The 15,415-nt window shown below is 61.7% G+C and carries 15 protein-coding genes; 4 read left to right on the top strand and 11 right to left on the bottom strand.

Annotated features, from left to right (window positions below; genetic code table 11):
- Position 1: 1 nt before the first annotated feature.
- Positions 2-3,184 carry a helicase-related protein gene (locus AMK02_RS20375; protein WP_064805633.1) on the bottom strand — a complete coding sequence of 1,061 codons (3,183 nt, stop codon included), beginning with the start codon at positions 3,182-3,184 and terminating at the stop codon, positions 2-4.
- 796 nt (positions 3,185-3,980) lie between these two features.
- Here AMK02_RS20375 and AMK02_RS20370 point away from each other — a divergent pair.
- Both AMK02_RS20370 and AMK02_RS20365 read left to right on the top strand, forming a co-directional pair.
- The gene (locus AMK02_RS20370; RefSeq protein ID WP_003543790.1) at positions 3,981-4,136 is read left to right on the top strand and encodes a DUF3309 family protein; all 156 of its coding nucleotides are present in this window, start codon (positions 3,981-3,983) and stop codon (positions 4,134-4,136) included.
- 26 nt (positions 4,137-4,162) lie between these two features.
- Positions 4,163-4,423 (top strand): YMGG-like glycine zipper-containing protein, encoded by a 261-nt coding sequence (locus tag AMK02_RS20365; RefSeq protein WP_009991900.1) that lies wholly within the window; start codon positions 4,163-4,165, stop codon positions 4,421-4,423.
- 409 nt (positions 4,424-4,832) lie between these two features.
- Here the strand turns inward: AMK02_RS20365 and AMK02_RS20360 are convergent, their stop codons facing one another.
- The gene (locus tag AMK02_RS20360) at positions 4,833-5,558 is read right to left on the bottom strand and encodes a beta-ketoacyl-ACP reductase (protein WP_064805631.1); all 726 of its coding nucleotides are present in this window, start codon (positions 5,556-5,558) and stop codon (positions 4,833-4,835) included.
- 67 nt (positions 5,559-5,625) lie between these two features.
- Positions 5,626-6,807: an acetyl-CoA C-acetyltransferase gene (locus AMK02_RS20355; RefSeq protein WP_064805629.1), complete on the bottom strand. Its 1,182-nt coding sequence runs from the start codon at positions 6,805-6,807 to the stop codon at positions 5,626-5,628.
- A gap of 238 nt (positions 6,808-7,045) precedes the next feature.
- Here AMK02_RS20355 and phaR point away from each other — a divergent pair, with 238 nt between their 5' ends.
- On the top strand, positions 7,046-7,621 hold the full coding sequence (phaR, locus tag AMK02_RS20350) for a polyhydroxyalkanoate synthesis repressor PhaR (RefSeq protein ID WP_064805627.1): 576 nt from the start codon (positions 7,046-7,048) through the stop codon (positions 7,619-7,621).
- Here the strand turns inward: phaR and AMK02_RS20345 are convergent.
- The 5 genes from AMK02_RS20345 to mtgA form a co-directional block, all read right to left on the bottom strand.
- Positions 7,616-8,023 carry a hypothetical protein gene (locus AMK02_RS20345; RefSeq protein WP_064805625.1) on the bottom strand — a complete coding sequence of 136 codons (408 nt, stop codon included), beginning with the start codon at positions 8,021-8,023 and terminating at the stop codon, positions 7,616-7,618. The two genes, phaR and AMK02_RS20345, sit on opposite strands and share 6 nt — an antisense overlap.
- 141 nt (positions 8,024-8,164) lie before the next feature.
- Complete coding sequence (gene rpmF / locus AMK02_RS20340) at positions 8,165-8,350, bottom strand: 50S ribosomal protein L32 (protein ID WP_003543812.1); 186 nt, start codon at positions 8,348-8,350, stop codon at positions 8,165-8,167.
- Positions 8,351-8,506: 156 nt separating this feature from the next.
- The gene (locus AMK02_RS20335; protein WP_064805622.1) at positions 8,507-9,154 is read right to left on the bottom strand and encodes a glutathione S-transferase family protein; all 648 of its coding nucleotides are present in this window, start codon (positions 9,152-9,154) and stop codon (positions 8,507-8,509) included.
- A gap of 13 nt (positions 9,155-9,167) precedes the next feature.
- Complete coding sequence (locus AMK02_RS20330) at positions 9,168-9,890, bottom strand: DUF1868 domain-containing protein (protein ID WP_064805620.1); 723 nt, start codon at positions 9,888-9,890, stop codon at positions 9,168-9,170.
- 95 nt (positions 9,891-9,985) lie between these two features.
- Entirely contained in the window at positions 9,986-10,723 is a 738-nt protein-coding gene (mtgA, locus tag AMK02_RS20325) for a monofunctional biosynthetic peptidoglycan transglycosylase (protein WP_189636986.1), read from the bottom strand.
- A 137-nt stretch (positions 10,724-10,860) separates the two neighbouring features.
- On the opposite strand from mtgA, the gene AMK02_RS20320 reads away from it, so the two are divergent.
- Positions 10,861-11,775, top strand: coding sequence for a polyprenyl synthetase family protein (locus tag AMK02_RS20320; RefSeq protein ID WP_064806400.1), 915 nt, complete (start codon positions 10,861-10,863; stop codon positions 11,773-11,775).
- A 1-nt stretch (position 11,776) separates the two neighbouring features.
- Here AMK02_RS20320 and hisC read toward each other — a convergent pair whose 3' ends face one another.
- The 3 genes from hisC to AMK02_RS20305 form a co-directional block, all read right to left on the bottom strand.
- The gene (hisC, locus tag AMK02_RS20315) at positions 11,777-12,838 is read right to left on the bottom strand and encodes a histidinol-phosphate transaminase (RefSeq protein ID WP_064805618.1); all 1,062 of its coding nucleotides are present in this window, start codon (positions 12,836-12,838) and stop codon (positions 11,777-11,779) included.
- Positions 12,839-12,854: 16 nt separating this feature from the next.
- Positions 12,855-14,105: a flavodoxin-dependent (E)-4-hydroxy-3-methylbut-2-enyl-diphosphate synthase gene (gene ispG / locus AMK02_RS20310; protein ID WP_064805617.1), complete on the bottom strand. Its 1,251-nt coding sequence runs from the start codon at positions 14,103-14,105 to the stop codon at positions 12,855-12,857.
- A 96-nt stretch (positions 14,106-14,201) separates the two neighbouring features.
- The gene (locus AMK02_RS20305) at positions 14,202-15,395 is read right to left on the bottom strand and encodes an MFS transporter (protein ID WP_064805615.1); all 1,194 of its coding nucleotides are present in this window, start codon (positions 15,393-15,395) and stop codon (positions 14,202-14,204) included.
- Positions 15,396-15,415: the final 20 nt, after the last annotated feature.

The raw sequence follows: 15,415 nt of genomic DNA, 5'->3' as shown, positions 1-15,415 counted from the left end.
ATTACTTCTTCATCTGTTCCTTGAGAGCTGCGAGCTTGGCGAAGGGCGAATCCGGATCGATCGGCTTCTCCTTGCGCGGCGGCTTGGCCTCGAAGCGCAGCGGCTGGGCGCCGCGATTGTTGTTGCGGTCGTTACGGTCATTGCGATCGTTACGCTCGCCGCGGTCCTTCCGGTCGCCACGATCCTGACGATCACCGCGCGGCTGGTCCTTGCGCTCGCCCCTTGCCTGCTGCGGCCTGCCGCCGTCGCGGCCGCCACCGTCCTTGCCGCGGCCGTGGCGGTTGTCGCGCCCGTCGCCGCCACGGTTGCCCTCGCCGCCTTCACCACCGTTCGGGCGGCGATTGCGCTCGCCGCGCTCCTGGTTCTGGCCGCCCCGGCGTTCGCCATGGCCGCCGCGTGCTTGGCGATGATTGTCATTGCGGCCGCCGAGACGCCACAAAAGAACCGGCTTCGGTTCCGCCGGCTCGCCAGCTTCCCCGGAAGCGGCAGCCTCTGTCGAAGCGGTTGCCTCCGTCTCTTCGGCCGCCGCGTTGCCGTCGCTCGCTTCTGTCGCGGGGACGTCGGCCGCCGTCGAAGCTGGCTCGGCTGCGGATGGCTCGGAAGCAGCCTCTTCGGTCGCTCCGTCGGCATCGTCGTGATCGGCTTTTTCCGCCGCTTCTTCCGCGGATGTTTCCGCGGAGGCGGCGGGGGCTGAAGCTGCGTCCTGCGCCGCAAGATGGGCCGACGCCTCTTCCGCCTTCACGGCATCGGCGCGATAGCCGAGGCCCTTGAGGATCTCTTCCATGTCCTCGAGCGTCGCCCCGAGAATCGACAGCATCGCCGTCGTCGTCGTGAAACGGCGACCGTCATATGCGCCTTCCGGACGATTGCTCTGACCGGGCTTCCATTGCAGCAGCGGACGGATGATATCGGCGAGCCGCTCCAGAATGTCGATGCGCACGGCGCGCTTGCCGAGGAAACGGAAGCCGGCGAGCTTGTAGAACATCCGCTCGAAGCTCGGATCGGTGACGACCGAGGTGCGCCCGGCGGCCAGCACGGGAATGAGATCGCCGTAGCCTGGCTTGTCGAGACCGTCGTTCTTCAACGCCCAGAGCAGCGTGATCAGTTCGGCAGGTGCCGGCTTCAGAAGGGCCGGAACGAAGATATGATAGGCACCGAAACGTGCGCCGTAGCGGCGCATGGAGGCGCGAGCCTCCTGATCCAGCGACTTCACCTCCTCGGTGACGTCACGGCGGAAGAGCACGCCGAGATTTTCGACCAGCTGGAAGGCAAGGCCCTTGGCAAGACCCTGCAGGTCTTCGGCGCGCGACAGATCGTCCAGCGGCTTCAACACCGTGCTGATGTGATGATTGACGAAACGTTCGATACGGGCGGCGACGTGATCGCGGGCATTGCCCGTCAACTGCTCGTCGGCAAGCAAAATCACACGCGGACGCATGACGTGGTCGCTGCCGGAAAGCCGCGCCACCGGATCGCCGAGCCAACGGATCAAGCCATCCGAACCGATCGCCAGATCGCTATTGCCCGCGGCATGCAGCCGGGCCGCACGGGCCTCGAACTCGAGCGCGAGCGCCTTCTGCGACGCAGCCTGAACCGCCTTGGCATCCGGCCCATCCGTTCCCGCCACCGGGGTGAAACGGAATCCACTCAACTGCCCTACATGATGTCCTTCAACGAAGACATCGCCATTCACACTGATTTCAGCTTCCAGCATCGCATTCTCTCTCAGGCGCTTCATGAGCACAGATGTCCTGCGATCAACAAAGCGTTTCGTCAACCTTTCATGTAACGCATCGGACAATCGATCTTCGATTTCCCGCGTCTTTTCCTGCCAATGTGTCGGATCGGCAAGCCAGCCGGGCCGATTCGAAACGTAGGTCCAGGTCCTTATCTGCGCGATTCGCGCCGAAAGCGTGTCAATTTCCCCATCAGTTCGATCCGAGCGATGAACCTGCTCCGCAAGAAACTGCTCATTTACCGTGCCATAGCGCACGAGATCGGAAAAGAGGGTCGAAATAAGATCGGCATGTTGGGCCGGAGTGATACGCCGGTAGTCGGGCAGCGCGCAAGCCTCCCAGAGTTTTTCGACACGGGCTGGCCTGTCGGCGAGGTCCATTACCTCGGGGTAGCGCGAAAGTTGCTCGAGCGCCTGCTGGTCGACCGCCGGCAGCGCCCGCGTCAGCCCGGGCACGCGCGGCCCGGCCTCCAGGCTGGCGCGCAGCGACTGAATCGAGGAGAAGTCCATCTCCGTCGTGCGCCACTGCAGAACCTTGACGTTGTCGAATTCATGTCCCTCGATGCGCTGCACCAGTTCCTCGTCGAAGGGCGAGACCTGTCCGGTGACGCCGAAGGTGCCGTCCCGCACGTGCCGCCCGGCGCGGCCGGCGATCTGGCCGAGTTCGGCCGGATTGAGGTTGCGGAACTGGTAGCCGTCGAATTTCCGGTCCTGGGCGAAGGCGACGTGATCGACGTCGAGGTTGAGGCCCATGCCGATCGCATCGGTCGCCACCAGATATTCGACGTCGCCCGCCTGATAGAGCGCGACCTGCGCATTGCGGGTGCGCGGGCTGAGCGCCCCCAGCACGACCGCCGCGCCGCCGCGCTGCCGGCGGATGAGCTCGGCGATGGCATAGACCTCATCGGCGGAAAAGGCGACGATGGCGGAACGCTGCGGCAGCCGGGTGATCTTCTTCTGCCCGGCGTAAAGGAGATGCGAAAGCCGCGGCCGCTCGACGATCGTAATCCCGGGCAGGATGTGCTGCAGAATCGGCCGCATCGTCCCTGCACCCAGCAGCAGCGTTTCATCACGGCCGCGAAGGTGCAGGATGCGGTCGGTGAAGATATGGCCGCGCTCGAGATCGCCGGCGAGCTGCACCTCGTCGATCGCGACAAAGGCGGCTTTGGTCTCCCGCGGCATCGCCTCGACCGTGCAAACGGAAAAACGCGCATTGGGCGGCGAAATCTTTTCTTCGCCGGTGACCAGCGCCACGTTCTGCAAACCGACCTTCTCCACCACCCGCGTATAGACCTCGCGGGCCAGGAGCCTGAGCGGCAGGCCGATCACGCCGGTCCCGTGTGCGACCATGCGCTCGATGGCATAATGGGTCTTACCGGTATTGGTTGGTCCAAGCACCGCGGTCACACCGCGCCCGCTCAGAATCATCGGCTGCGAAGTCAGAGTCATGGTCCATGCAAGTGAGGCAAGCGCGCCCCGGGAAAAGTTTTGCCCTCTCGATGAGGCACAGAACACATGGACAGCTGCCGCCGCAAACGCAAGGGCAGATTTCAAAATGCGCCGGGGATTGCGACCCTTGCGAGTCGTCCAGGCGGTCCGAATTTCCGATTTGGAACAGCGTGAGAACGAATCAGAGACGAATCGCTGACTCCTGCTGATTCAGCTTTTGTTCACGGCTAAGTATTGATTTTGAATCACTTTTTCCTACTAAATGCTGAATCGCGGGACTCTCTCCTGTTCGCATTTTTGTCGCCGTGCCGGAGGTCTGTCATGCGCTTTTCGTCAAGTGAAAAATCCGCCGAAATTAACCCTTTGATCAAATCCGGAACGAATCGGCGACGAATCGCCGACTGTGCTGTTTTCCCCTTTCGTTCACGGCCATATTTGGTGGCGTCGTGATGGTCCGCCGCTAGATGCGGGGCAGCGGAAAGGTCTCGTCACGTCGGTGTTAATCTTCCGGCGAGCAAATTCACACAGCGTTAAGCCTGGCCCGCTTGCGCCGCTGGACCGATCAAAAACGGAACGAATCACCGACGAATCGAAGACATCCAGGCCTTCCCGCTTTGTTCACCGCAACCTATTGTATATAAACGCCTTTTTAACCATACGAGCGATTTGTCGGGGGTGACGGTTCACAAACCATGAATCGCCTTGCGTCCTAATTCACGCGCCCAACCGGGAACAAAAATCGCCAATGCGTGTTTCTTGTCCATCCAGATTGCGGATGAAATGAAGGAAAAACACCATGCTTGGCACGATACTTCTCGTTATCCTCATTCTGCTCTTGATCGGAGCCTTGCCAAATTGGGGTTATAGCCGTGGCTGGGGCTATGGACCTTCCGGCGGTTTGGGGCTAGTTCTCGTCATTATCATTATCCTTGTACTAATGGGCCGCATCTAAAGCCCGACAACCTGGGGAGTTACGACATGATGAAGAAGATTGTTCTTATTGGCGCGCTCGTGGGCGCTCTCGCATCCTGCACGGCGACCGAGCAGGGCACGGCGATCGGCGCCGGCACCGGTGCGGTCATCGGCGGCGCCGTCACCAACAGCTGGGGTGGTGCCGCTGTCGGCGCCGTTGCCGGCGGCCTGACCGGCGCTCTCATCGGCCAGTCGGTCGAACGCCGCGGCTACTGCATCTATCGCGATCGCTACGGCCGCCGCTACGAGGCTCGTTGCCGCTACTGACCGGCAAACGCATATCGGACTTCCCAACGGGCGCTTCGGCGCCCGTTTTTCTTTGCCGGCGGGTCCGTCAACGGGACGTTGACGATCGCGAGAGAGGCGAGGAACGTAGGCAGCGCAACATACCCTTTCTCCCCAGCGGGGAGAAGGTGCCGGCAGGCGGATGAGGGGGCTACACGGAACATCCCTCCCCCTATGGAAATCCCGGATGGGTGGGTGATTGGAAAGACCGGCGGCGCCGGCCCCCTCATCCGCCCTACGGGCCCTTCTCCACGAGGGGAGAAGAGGGAATCGAGAGGCCACGTGCTATCCCTTCGCCCCGTTTACGTGAAAAGGACGGGCCGAGACCAATGGTTCGGCCCTGTTGTTTCGAGTAAGGGGCTAGGTGGCTTTGCTCGGAGGATCTGCTGTCTTAAACGAAGAACTGCCCGCCATTGGCCGTCAGCGTCGAACCGGTGATGAAGCCGGCATCGTCGGAGACGAGGAAGGTGACGCAGCGCGCGATTTCTTCCGGTTCGCCGAGCCGGCCGACCGGGATCTGCGGAATGATGCGTTCATTCAGCACTTTCTCCGGCACGGCAAGCACCATTTCCGTCCCGATATAACCGGGGCAGATGGCATTGACCGTGATGTTTTTCGCCGCCCCTTCCTGGGCAAGCGCCTTGGTAAAGCCGAGATCGCCCGCTTTGGCCGCCGAATAGTTCGCCTGGCCCATCTGGCCCTTCTGGCCGTTGATCGAGGAGATATTGACGATGCGGCCGAAGCTGCGGTCGCGCATGCCGCTCCAGACCTGATGCGTCATGTTGAACAGGCCGGTCAGGTTGGTGTTGATCACCTCGTGCCACTGTTGCGGCGTCATCTTGTGGAACATCGCGTCGCGGGTGATGCCGGCATTGTTGACGAGGATTTCGACCGGCCCGATCTCTCGTTCGACCTTGGTGATCCCTTCACCGCAGGCAGCGTAGTCCGAAACATCCCATTTGAATACCGCAACGCCGGTGACGTCGTGGAAGGCATGAGCCTTCTCGTCATTACCGGCATAAGTGGCCGCAACCCTGTAGCCGGCATTTTTCAGCGCCATGGATATCGCCGCGCCGATGCCGCGTGTACCTCCGGTGACCAGAGCCACTCTGCTCATGTTCCGCTCCCCCTCTGTGTTTTCGCCACTCGTGGCGGCATTTCAATCAATGACGGATCGTATGCTATTAAAGTGCTTCAAAGCACATGGCGACGCCCATGCCGCCGCCGATGCAAAGCGTGGCGAGGCCCTTCTTCGCGCCGCGGCGCTTCATCTCGAACAGCAGCGTGTTGAGAATGCGCGCGCCGGAGGCGCCGATCGGATGCCCGATCGCAATCGCCCCGCCATTGACGTTGACGATCGACGGATCCCAACCGAGATCCTTGCTGACGGCGCAAGCCTGAGCCGCGAAGGCCTCGTTGGCCTCGACAAGATCGAGATCGTTCACAGACCAGCCGGCCTTTTCCAGCGCCTTGCGCGACGCCGGGATTGGGCCGGTGCCCATGATCGAAGGATCGACGCCCGCCGTTGCCCAGGAAACGATGCGGGCAAGCGGCTGAATGCCGCGCCGGGCCGCTTCCGCCTCGCTCATCAGCACGGCGGCGGCAGCGCCGTCGTTGAGACCGGAGGCATTGGCGGCGGTGACCGTGCCATCCTTGTCGAAGGCCGGGCGCAGCTTGCCCATCGCCTCGAGCGTCGCGCCGTGGCGGATATATTCATCGGAATCGACGGTCACGTCGCCCTTACGTGTCTGGATAACGTAGGGAATGATCTCGTCGGTGAAGCGGCCGGCCTTCTGCGCCGCCTCCGCCTTGTTCTGCGAGGCGACGGCGAACTGATCCTGGTCGTCGCGCGACAGCTGCCACTGCCGTGCGACGTTCTCGGCGGTGATGCCCATATGGTAGCCGTGAAAAGCGTCGGTCAGGCCGTCCTTGATCATCGTGTCGACCATCTTCATGTCGCCCATCTTCGTGCCGCTGCGCAAGTGCGCGGCATGCGGCGCCATCGACATGGATTCCTGGCCGCCGGCAACGATGATCCTGGCGTCGCCGGTGGCGATCTGCTGCATGCCGAGCGCGATGGCGCGCAGGCCCGAGCCGCAGAGCTGGTTGACGCCCCAGGCCGTCGTTTCCTTCGGAAGGCCGGCCTTGATCGCCGCCTGACGGGCCGGGTTCTGGCCTTCGCCCGCGGCCAGCACCTGACCGAGGATCACCTCATCAACCTCGCCGGCGTCGACGCCGGCGCGCGCGAGCGCGCCTCTGATGACGGCCGCGCCGAGTTCATGCGCGGGGACCGTTGCGAATGCGCCGTTGAACGAGCCGACGGCTGTCCGACCTGCGCTGGCGATGACGACGGATGAATTGCTCATGGGGAGGCTCCTCGTTTTTCGTCCCACTTACATAAGGGGAAACTGGCAAAGCTTTGAGCACAAGTCAAACGGGAAGACTGGCCGCCGCGATTTTTCGGCGGCAGCCGTCAAAGCCGATTCAGCTGATCTGTTAAAGGTTTGCCGCAACGCACAAAGAGATTGTCACCGGCCTTCTTTTGCGTTTACAGTCTGAAGTGGAGGAACATCCAAAAATCAGACGGGGGTTCAGGAGGCTGATATGGCGAAGAACGAGGGTCAGATAGTCATCAAGAAATACGCCAATCGCCGCCTATACAATACAGGCACCAGCACCTACGTGACGCTGGAAGATCTGGCGGAGATGGTGAAGAAGGGCGAAGATTTTACCGTCCAGGACGCAAAAAGCGGGGATGACATCACCCATTCGGTGCTGACCCAGATCATCTTCGAGCAGGAATCGAAAACCGGCAACACACTGCTTCCGATCTCCTTCCTGCGCCAGCTGATCACCTATTACGGTGACCAGATGCAGATGGTCGTGCCGAGCTTCCTCGAACATTCGATGCGCGCCTTCAGCGAACAGCAGTCCCAGATGCGCGAACAGGTAAACCGTGCCTTCGGCGAAACGCCGCTCGGCAAGAACCTGCAATTGCCGATGCAGATGGTCGAGGACCAGGTTCGCCGCAATACCGAGCTGTTTCAGCAGGCAATGCAGATGTTTTCGCCATTCATGACGCCGCCGGCGGCCAAGGAAAGCCGCAAGGCCGAGGCCAAGGATATCGACGAGCTGAAGGAGCAACTCCGCGCTCTCCAGAATAAACTCGACAACCTATAGACCGATAGAGACATCCCGCCCGGCGCTTCGGATCGAAACGGCAAAACCGCCGATCACATCGATCAGAGCGATCGTCATCAAAATGAAGAACACTTGCGTCGCAGCGTCCTGGACGAGCAGAAACTCGACCAGGAAGGCGATGAAGACCAGCATCGACAATATGTGGTTGAGCAGGTTGCCGGGCCCGGTTCGCGTTGCTTTCAGGATTTCGAAGAACAACACGATGAGGGCGACGACTATGAAGAGATCGCCGAGCGCCATGCTCCAGATCGCGCCCGAGAGCATCGACAGCACGATGATGTCGTGCTGCAAGGTTGCGATGCCGCCGCCGCCCATCAGGCCGAGCATCGCCAGATTGTAAAGAATAAACGGAATAATCATCAGCGGCATTGCGGCTACCATCGGCAATCTCCTTGCGCAGGAAGAATACTGCCGCAAACCGCTGCCCTACTGCAAGTCGTTGCAAATATTATCTTGCCGAAATGCAAAAGGCCGGCATGAAGCCGGCCTTGAAACTTGCGATCGGATGATCCAGATCGGAAATTACGCGCTTTCCTTCGGCGTCAGAACCTGGCGGCCGCGATACATGCCGGTCTTCAGATCGATATGGTGCGGGCGGCGCAGTTCGCCGGAGTTCTTGTCTTCGACGTAGGTCGGAGCCTTCAGCGCGTCAGCCGAACGGCGCATGCCACGCTTGGACGGGCTCGTTTTTCTCTTCGGTACAGCCATTTTTCTTACTCCACTTGCGGGCAAGACATTCCCACGGCCAGACTGGCGGCCGAAACGGACATGTCGCGATTTCGGAAATTTTGCGCGCTTATACATGCAAGGGGCGGCCTTGACCAGTCCCCATGCATATTTTTTGCGAAGCCGATGATTCGAGCCTCAGACCTCGTCTTCCGCCACGATCCACGGCTCGGCACGGGCGGCCTCTTCCCATTCCCGCCAGGCCGGATGCGCCTTCATCGTCTCCACATAGGTGAGTGTATCTTCCCGGCTGACGAGATCATAGACGTCGAACCGGTTGACCACAGGCGCAAACATCGCATCCGCGCCGCTGAAGGCGCCAAAGAGAAAGGGGCCGCCGGATTTCTGCAGAAGGTCTCGCCAGATCGTATCAATACGGCCAACATCGGCGTCGACGCCGTCAGGCAATGCGATCCCGCCTTTTGGCCGGCGAATATTCATCGGGCAGGCATTGCGCAGGGCTCGGAAGCCCGAAAGCATTTCCATCGAAACAGAACGGGCGAGCGCCCGTTCGGCACGGTCGCGCGGCCAAAGGCCGGCGTCCGGATAAAGCTCGGCGGTATATTCGATGATCGCCAGCGATTCCCAGATCTTCAAACCACCATGCTGCAGGACCGGAACCCGGCCGCTCGGCGATATCGCCTTGATATTGGGATTGCCGCCCGCGTCGTCGAAGGGGATCAGGACTTCCTCGAAATCGACGCCGGCGCCCGTCAGCGCCATCCACGGCCGGAACGACCAGGAAGAATAATTCTTATTGGCGATGTAGAGCGTCGGTCTGTCCATAGGCCTCTCCCGTTCAGGCATCGAAATCGAAGATCAACAGTTCGTGGAAATGGTTCATGTCCTCGAACACGCAGAACGCCGGCGGCGCAAGCTCGAAAACAGGGGCCTTACGGCGGATATCCTCGGCCACCTCGTTGAGCATTGCCTGCCATCGCGGCAAGGCTTCATCCTCCAGCCGCTCGATCACATAGGCGAAGGTGATGTGGAACTTGTAATCCATATGGTTGGGCTGGCGATAGCCGAGAAGATCGGCAAGCGCGTTGCGCCAGGCGCGCATGACCTTGCGGTCCTTCTCCGTCGCTCCGTCGACGAGCAGGCCCGACGGCCGGGCTTCGACGACGGCGACTTTGAAGGGCTCCGCCATCGAGAAACCTTCGAACCGCGCCGCCATGAGTTCGGTCATATCGTCGATCGGCGTCTCGAGAGGGAGGTCTATAGGCCAGCAGTCCTGCCGGCGCCTGGTCTCGATGACGCCCTCGAAAAGCGTCATGTGAAGGCTTGAGATCGGCGTGAAGAGAAATTGCGGCGCCTCGGGCATCGCCAGATATTTCTCACGCGCCTCGATCAGCGCCGTCAGCGTTCTTGAACCCTTCTCGGGGTGGCAGACGATAGTGTTGCCGGCTTCAGGCAGGAAGCCGCCGATCTTGCCATAGCGGCTGCCGAGATGGGAGGGTAGGTTTTGATTGTGCGTCTTTGAGTAAAGCAGAAGCTCGGGAGAAAAGGTCGGGGCGGTCACGGGCGACTCGGGGCTCTGGTTGGACTGCATTCGCCCATATGGCAGGACCAAGAATGTCAGATGACGCTCGCTGCTACTAACGACAAAGTCTGATCTCACTCATAGATGCACTTGATGTAGTCGCCCGACCCCTGCGCACGCCTCTCGATGACGCCGGCTAGCCGGCGAAGGCCTCGTCCGGGCTTGCCTGCTTTGCGGTCGATCGGGTTCGGCAGCGAAACGGCAAGCAGCGATGCCTGGCGCCGCGTCAGCTTCGAGGCCGGCACCTTGAAATGATGCTGGGCGGCGGCCTCGATACCGTAAATGCCGGGACCCCATTCGGCGATATTGAGATAGATTTCCATCAGCCGCCGCTTAGACAAGACGAAATCCGTGGTGACGGCGAGCGGAAGCTCCATCGCCTTGCGCACGAAGGAGCGGCTGTTCCAGAGAAAGAGGTTCTTGGCCGTCTGCATCGGGATCGTGCTGCCGCCGCGTGTCGCCTGACCTTTCAGCGTGTCCTCGACCAGGATGCGCATCTCCGCCCAGTCGACGCCGCCATGGAAACAATATTGTCCGTCTTCGGACATCATCACCGATTGCACCAGGACCGGAGAGATCTCGTCAAGCGACACCCATCGGCGGTCATAACCGCGCAGCAGCACCAGATCGCGCAGCATCAGCGTCGAGACGGGATGGATGAAGGGCAGCAGATACAAAAAGATCAGCACGTAAGGAAGGACGACCAGCGCCAGCACGGCAACAACGATGCGCTTCAGCACAGGCCGATTTTCGAACCATCGCCGACGGGCCGGCATGTCGGCGATATCCTCTGTCTCCGGCGCTATATCCAAAATGTCCCCAGTCCACTTCGCTCCCCTGTCGTTCTCATAACGCCTGTGAGCCGCTTATGCCAGAGCACATGCGGAATCTTGCGGTGGCCATCGACAATTCCGTTGCAAGCCCCCGTGCCGCATGCCAAACAGCGCCGATGGACGCGAACCGGGACACTTTCGAGACGAGGCTGAAGAACAACGCCCGCGAGATCGAGGCGCTGCTCCTCGCATTGCTGTCGACGAACGCCCTCTCCGACGAAATCGTCAGGCCCGACACCCTGCGCAGCGCCATGCATTATGCCGTGTTGAACGGCGGCAAGCGGCTGCGCCCCTTCCTGGTCGTCGAAAGTGCCGCTCTTCTCGGCGGCGATGCGCAGGCCGCCCTTCGCATAGGCGCCGCGCTCGAATGCGTGCACTGTTATTCCCTCGTACATGACGATCTGCCGGCCATGGACGACGACGACATGCGCCGCGGCAAACCGACGGTGCACATCAAGTTCGATGAAGCCACTGCGATCCTCGCCGGCGACAGCCTGTTGACCTACGCCTTCGACATTGTCGCAGCACCGGAAACGGCGCTTCCCGATGCCAGCAAGGCATCGCTGGTGCTTGCTCTTGCGCGCGCCGCCGGTCTCGGCGGCATGGCCGGCGGCCAGGCGCTCGATCTGGCGGCGGAAAGACAGGCTCCAGACGAGGCCGGCATTATCCGCCTGCAGGCGATGAAAACGGGCGCGCTGATCCGCTTCGCCTGCGAGGCTGGCGCCATCATCGCGGGAAGCCCGCAGGACGATCGCCGCCGCCTGCGCGCCTTCGGCGAAAAGATCGGCCTTGCCTTCCAGCTCGCCGACGACATTCTCGACCTGACCTCGGATGCCGCAACCATGGGCAAGGCGACCGGCAAGGATGCGGCCCGCGGCAAGGGAACGCTCGTGGCACTGCACGGCATGGAATGGGCCGAGACCGAGCTCCGCCGGCATGTCGCCGACGCCGAGGCGCTGCTGGCTCCCTACGGCGCGCGTGCATCGACCCTCATTGCCGCGGCGCATTTCATCGCCGACCGGAAAAGTTAGATCAGGCTGCCAATATTTCCTTGAGAGCAGACATCAGGCGGGCGCATTCCTCGTCCGTGCCGATGCTGATGCGCAGGAACTCCGAAATGCGCGGCTCGTCGAAGCGCCGGACGAGCACGCCACGCTCCCGCAGCTCGGCCAGAAGTGCCGCGCCCGATCGGCTCTCGTGCCTCGCGAAGATGAAATTCGCCTGGGACGGCAGCACTTGGAAACTCAACGCTTCCAACTGCCGGACAAGGTTTTCCCGGCTGGCGATGATTTTCCGCCGGCATGTCTCGAACCACGCCTCGTCTTTGATCGCCGCCGTCGCGCCGACCTGTGCCAGGCGATCGAGCGGATAGGAATTGAAGCTGTCCTTGACCCGCACCAGCGCCTCGATCAGATCCCGGTGCCCCACGGCGAAACCGACGCGCAGACCTGCGAATGAACGAGATTTCGACAAGGTTTGGATGACCAGCAGGTTGGGATAGCGAGAAATGAGCGGCACGGCGCTTTGCCCGCCGAAATCGACATAGGCCTCATCGATCACGACGACCACATCGGGATGGGCGGCAAGAAGCGCCTCGATCCCGGCCAGCGGCAGGCTGATACCCGTCGGTGCATTCGGATTGGGGATGATGATTGCCCCGCACGGTCTGTCGTAATCCGACAGCCGGATCCGGAACTGATGGTCGAGAGGTATCTCGATAGCCTCGATGCCATATAGCAGGCTATAGGTGGGATAGAAGCTGTAGGTCACATCGGGATAGAGAAGCGGCAGATCGTGGTTCAGCAGCGCCTGGAACGTATGGGCGAGAACCTCATCGGAGCCGTTGCCGACGAACACTTGTTCGGCCGTCAGCCCGAAACGGGCGGCGATCGCCTCGCGCAACTCGGTGGCGGCGGGATCGGGATAGAGCCGCAGACGATCGTCCGTCGCTTGCCTGATCGCCTCGATCGCCTTTGGGGACGGCCCGTAGGGATTCTCATTGGTGTTGAGCTTGACCAGACCGGGAATGCGCGGCTGCTCGCCCGCGATATAGGGCCGAAGCTTGCTGACGATATCAGACCAATACCGGCTCATTCGAACGCGCGGGCCTTCATTCCGCCGCCGTTCGCTGGCCGAAGCGCTTCTCGATATAATCGACGACCAGCGCCTCGAAATCGGCGGCGATGTTGGGGCCGCGCAGCGTCAGCGCTTTCTTGCCGTCGATGAAAACGGGAGCGGCCGGCGTCTCACCGGTGCCGGGAAGCGAAATGCCGATATCGGCATGTTTGCTTTCGCCCGGCCCGTTGACGATGCAGCCCATGACGGCGACGTTCAGCGCCTCGACGCCTGGATATTTCTCACGCCAGACCGGCATGTTCTTGCGAATGTCGTTCTGAATGTTCTGCGCCAGTTCCTGGAACACCGTCGAGGTCGTGCGTCCGCAGCCGGGACAGGCGGCCACGACCGGCACGAACTGCCGGAAGCCCATAACCTGCAGGATTTCCTGCGCCACCTGGACTTCGCGCGTGCGGTCGCCGTTCGGCTCGGGCGTCAGTGAGACGCGGATCGTATCGCCGATGCCGTGCTGCAGCACGAAGCCCATGGCAGCCGACGAAGCGACGATGCCCTTGCTGCCCATGCCGGCTTCGGTGAGGCCGAGATGCAGCGCATGGTTCGAACGTTCGGCGAGCATGGAATTGACGGCGATCAGGTCCTGCACCTGGCTGACCTTGGCCGACAGAATGATGCGGTTGCGCGGCAAGCCGATTTCCTCGGCAAGAGCGGCCGAAAGCAGCGCCGACTGCACGATCGCCTCCCGCGTCACCTGCCTGGCCGACAGCGGCGAGCCGGCCTCGGCATTCTGATCCATCAGCGCCGTCAAGAGATCCTGATCGAGCGAGCCCCAGTTGACGCCGATGCGCACCGGCTTGTCATAGCGGATCGCCATCTCGATGATCTCGGCGAACTGCTTGTCCTTCTTGTCCTTGAAGCCGACATTGCCGGGATTGATGCGGTATTTCGCCAGCGCTTCGGCACAGGCAGGATGATCGGCAAGCAGCTTGTGGCCGATATAGTGGAAGTCGCCGATCAGCGGCACGTCCATGCCGAGCCGCAGCAGCCGCTCGCGGATCTTCGGCACGGCGGCGGCACTCTCGTCGCGATCGACGGTGATGCGCACCAATTCCGAGCCGGCCCGGTGCAGGGCCGCGACCTGCGCAACGGTCGAATCGATATCGGCCGTGTCGGTATTCGTCATCGATTGCACGACGATCGGCGCGCCGCCGCCAACGATGACGCCGCCGACATCGACGGCGACGGAAGCGCGGCGCGGTTTCGGATCAAATTCGGCGGCTGACAACATGCAGAGTTCTTGCACCCCTAAAAACAGTGCCTTTCAGGTGGATCAAGCCCGGCTGCTTGTCAACCGCTTCCCATATCACTTTTGTTCCGGGGCGGCTCAGTGGCCGCCTCCGGAGACCCCATCGGCATAATGGGCCAGCTTGGAAAATATGAGAACGAACAGCAGCAGCACCGGCAGCGCCATGAAGACGACGGCAAAGCCGATGTGTTCGGCAACGAAGCCGATCACCGACGGCGCGACCAGCATGCCGGAATAACCCATGGTCGTGACGACCGAGATGCCGATTCCGGGTTTGAGGCCGGGAATATTGCCTGCAGCCGAGAAAGCGATCGGCACCATATTTGATATGCCGATGCCGCAAAGGGCAAAGCCCAGAATGGCGATCTCAGCGTCCGGCGCAAGGCTCGCAAGCAACATGCCGACGATGGCAAAGAGCGTGCAGATGCGTAGCGTCTTGACGCCCCCGAGGCGATCGCGCACCAGATCGCCGGCAAATCGCATGATCGCCATCGTCGCCGAAAAGGCCGCAAACCCAAGACCTGAAAGCGCCACCGACGCCCCCATGTCCTGCCGCAGATAGAGCGCGCCCCAATCCAGAACCGCGCCTTCCGGCACCATCGAGAACAGCGCCATCAAGCCGAGCAGCCACGGCAGCGGCACCATCGGCAGCCTCGTCTTCTCCTTTTTGGCATCGGGATGGGGCGGATCCGCAAGGATCATCGGCCATGCCAGAGCGAGGAAGATCGCCGCCAGTACGGTCGCGAGCTGCGCATGGCCGAGAACGCCGAGTTTAGCAATCACGATGCCGCCGAGGCCCGAGCCGATCAAGCCGCCGAGGCTCCAGAAAGCATGACAGGACGACATGATGGCGCGGCGCATGGATTTTTCGACGGACACGGCATTGGCGTTCATCGCCACATCCATGGCGCCGATGAAGCCGCCGAACAGGAAGAGCGAGATTGCCGCGGTAATCACATTCGGCGCGAGCGTCAGAGCCAGGAGCAGCGGCAGCACGCAGACGGCGGTTGCCCGAACAACGACGCGCGAGCCATGCCTGGCGATCTGCGCGCCGGCGATCGGCATCATGACCAGCGAGCCGACGCCGAAGACGATGATCATCAGCCCGAGCTCGAACTTGCTCAGCCCGAGACGCTCGGCAAAATCCGGGATCTTCGGCGCCCAGCAGCCGACGACAAAGCCGTTCATGAGAAAGAGCAGGGAAACCGCCGCCCTGCTTCTGGTAATGAAGCCGCTGCGGACCCCCGACGGCGCATTCACATGACTGTCCATTTTCGGTCTTTCCTCGCTAT

It is taken from the genome of Rhizobium sp. N731 (genome assembly GCF_001664145.1).
In the GTDB taxonomy this organism is placed as follows: Bacteria; Pseudomonadota; Alphaproteobacteria; order Rhizobiales; family Rhizobiaceae; genus Rhizobium; species Rhizobium esperanzae.
The sequence above is the reverse complement of the archived record's forward strand: the minus strand, read 5'-3'. Positions and strand labels throughout refer to the sequence as shown.

Excerpts from the sequence above, each read along its gene's own strand:
- AMK02_RS20375 (WP_064805633.1), bottom strand. The coding sequence starts at position 3,184 with ATGACTCTGACTTCGCAGCCGATGATTCTGAGCGGGCGCGGTGTGACC.
- AMK02_RS20370 (WP_003543790.1), top strand. The coding sequence starts at position 3,981 with ATGCTTGGCACGATACTTCTCGTTATCCTCATTCTGCTCTTGATCGGA.
- AMK02_RS20365 (WP_009991900.1), top strand. The coding sequence starts at position 4,163 with ATGATGAAGAAGATTGTTCTTATTGGCGCGCTCGTGGGCGCTCTCGCA.
- AMK02_RS20360 (WP_064805631.1), bottom strand. The coding sequence starts at position 5,558 with ATGAGCAGAGTGGCTCTGGTCACCGGAGGTACACGCGGCATCGGCGCG.
- AMK02_RS20355 (WP_064805629.1), bottom strand. The coding sequence starts at position 6,807 with ATGAGCAATTCATCCGTCGTCATCGCCAGCGCAGGTCGGACAGCCGTC.
- phaR (WP_064805627.1), top strand. The coding sequence starts at position 7,046 with ATGGCGAAGAACGAGGGTCAGATAGTCATCAAGAAATACGCCAATCGC.
- AMK02_RS20345 (WP_064805625.1), bottom strand. The coding sequence starts at position 8,023 with ATGGTAGCCGCAATGCCGCTGATGATTATTCCGTTTATTCTTTACAAT.
- rpmF (WP_003543812.1), bottom strand. The coding sequence starts at position 8,350 with ATGGCTGTACCGAAGAGAAAAACGAGCCCGTCCAAGCGTGGCATGCGC.
- AMK02_RS20335 (WP_064805622.1), bottom strand. The coding sequence starts at position 9,154 with ATGGACAGACCGACGCTCTACATCGCCAATAAGAATTATTCTTCCTGG.
- AMK02_RS20320 (WP_064806400.1), top strand. The coding sequence starts at position 10,861 with ATGGACGCGAACCGGGACACTTTCGAGACGAGGCTGAAGAACAACGCC.
- hisC (WP_064805618.1), bottom strand. The coding sequence starts at position 12,838 with ATGAGCCGGTATTGGTCTGATATCGTCAGCAAGCTTCGGCCCTATATC.
- ispG (WP_064805617.1), bottom strand. The coding sequence starts at position 14,105 with ATGTTGTCAGCCGCCGAATTTGATCCGAAACCGCGCCGCGCTTCCGTC.
- AMK02_RS20305 (WP_064805615.1), bottom strand. The coding sequence starts at position 15,395 with ATGGACAGTCATGTGAATGCGCCGTCGGGGGTCCGCAGCGGCTTCATT.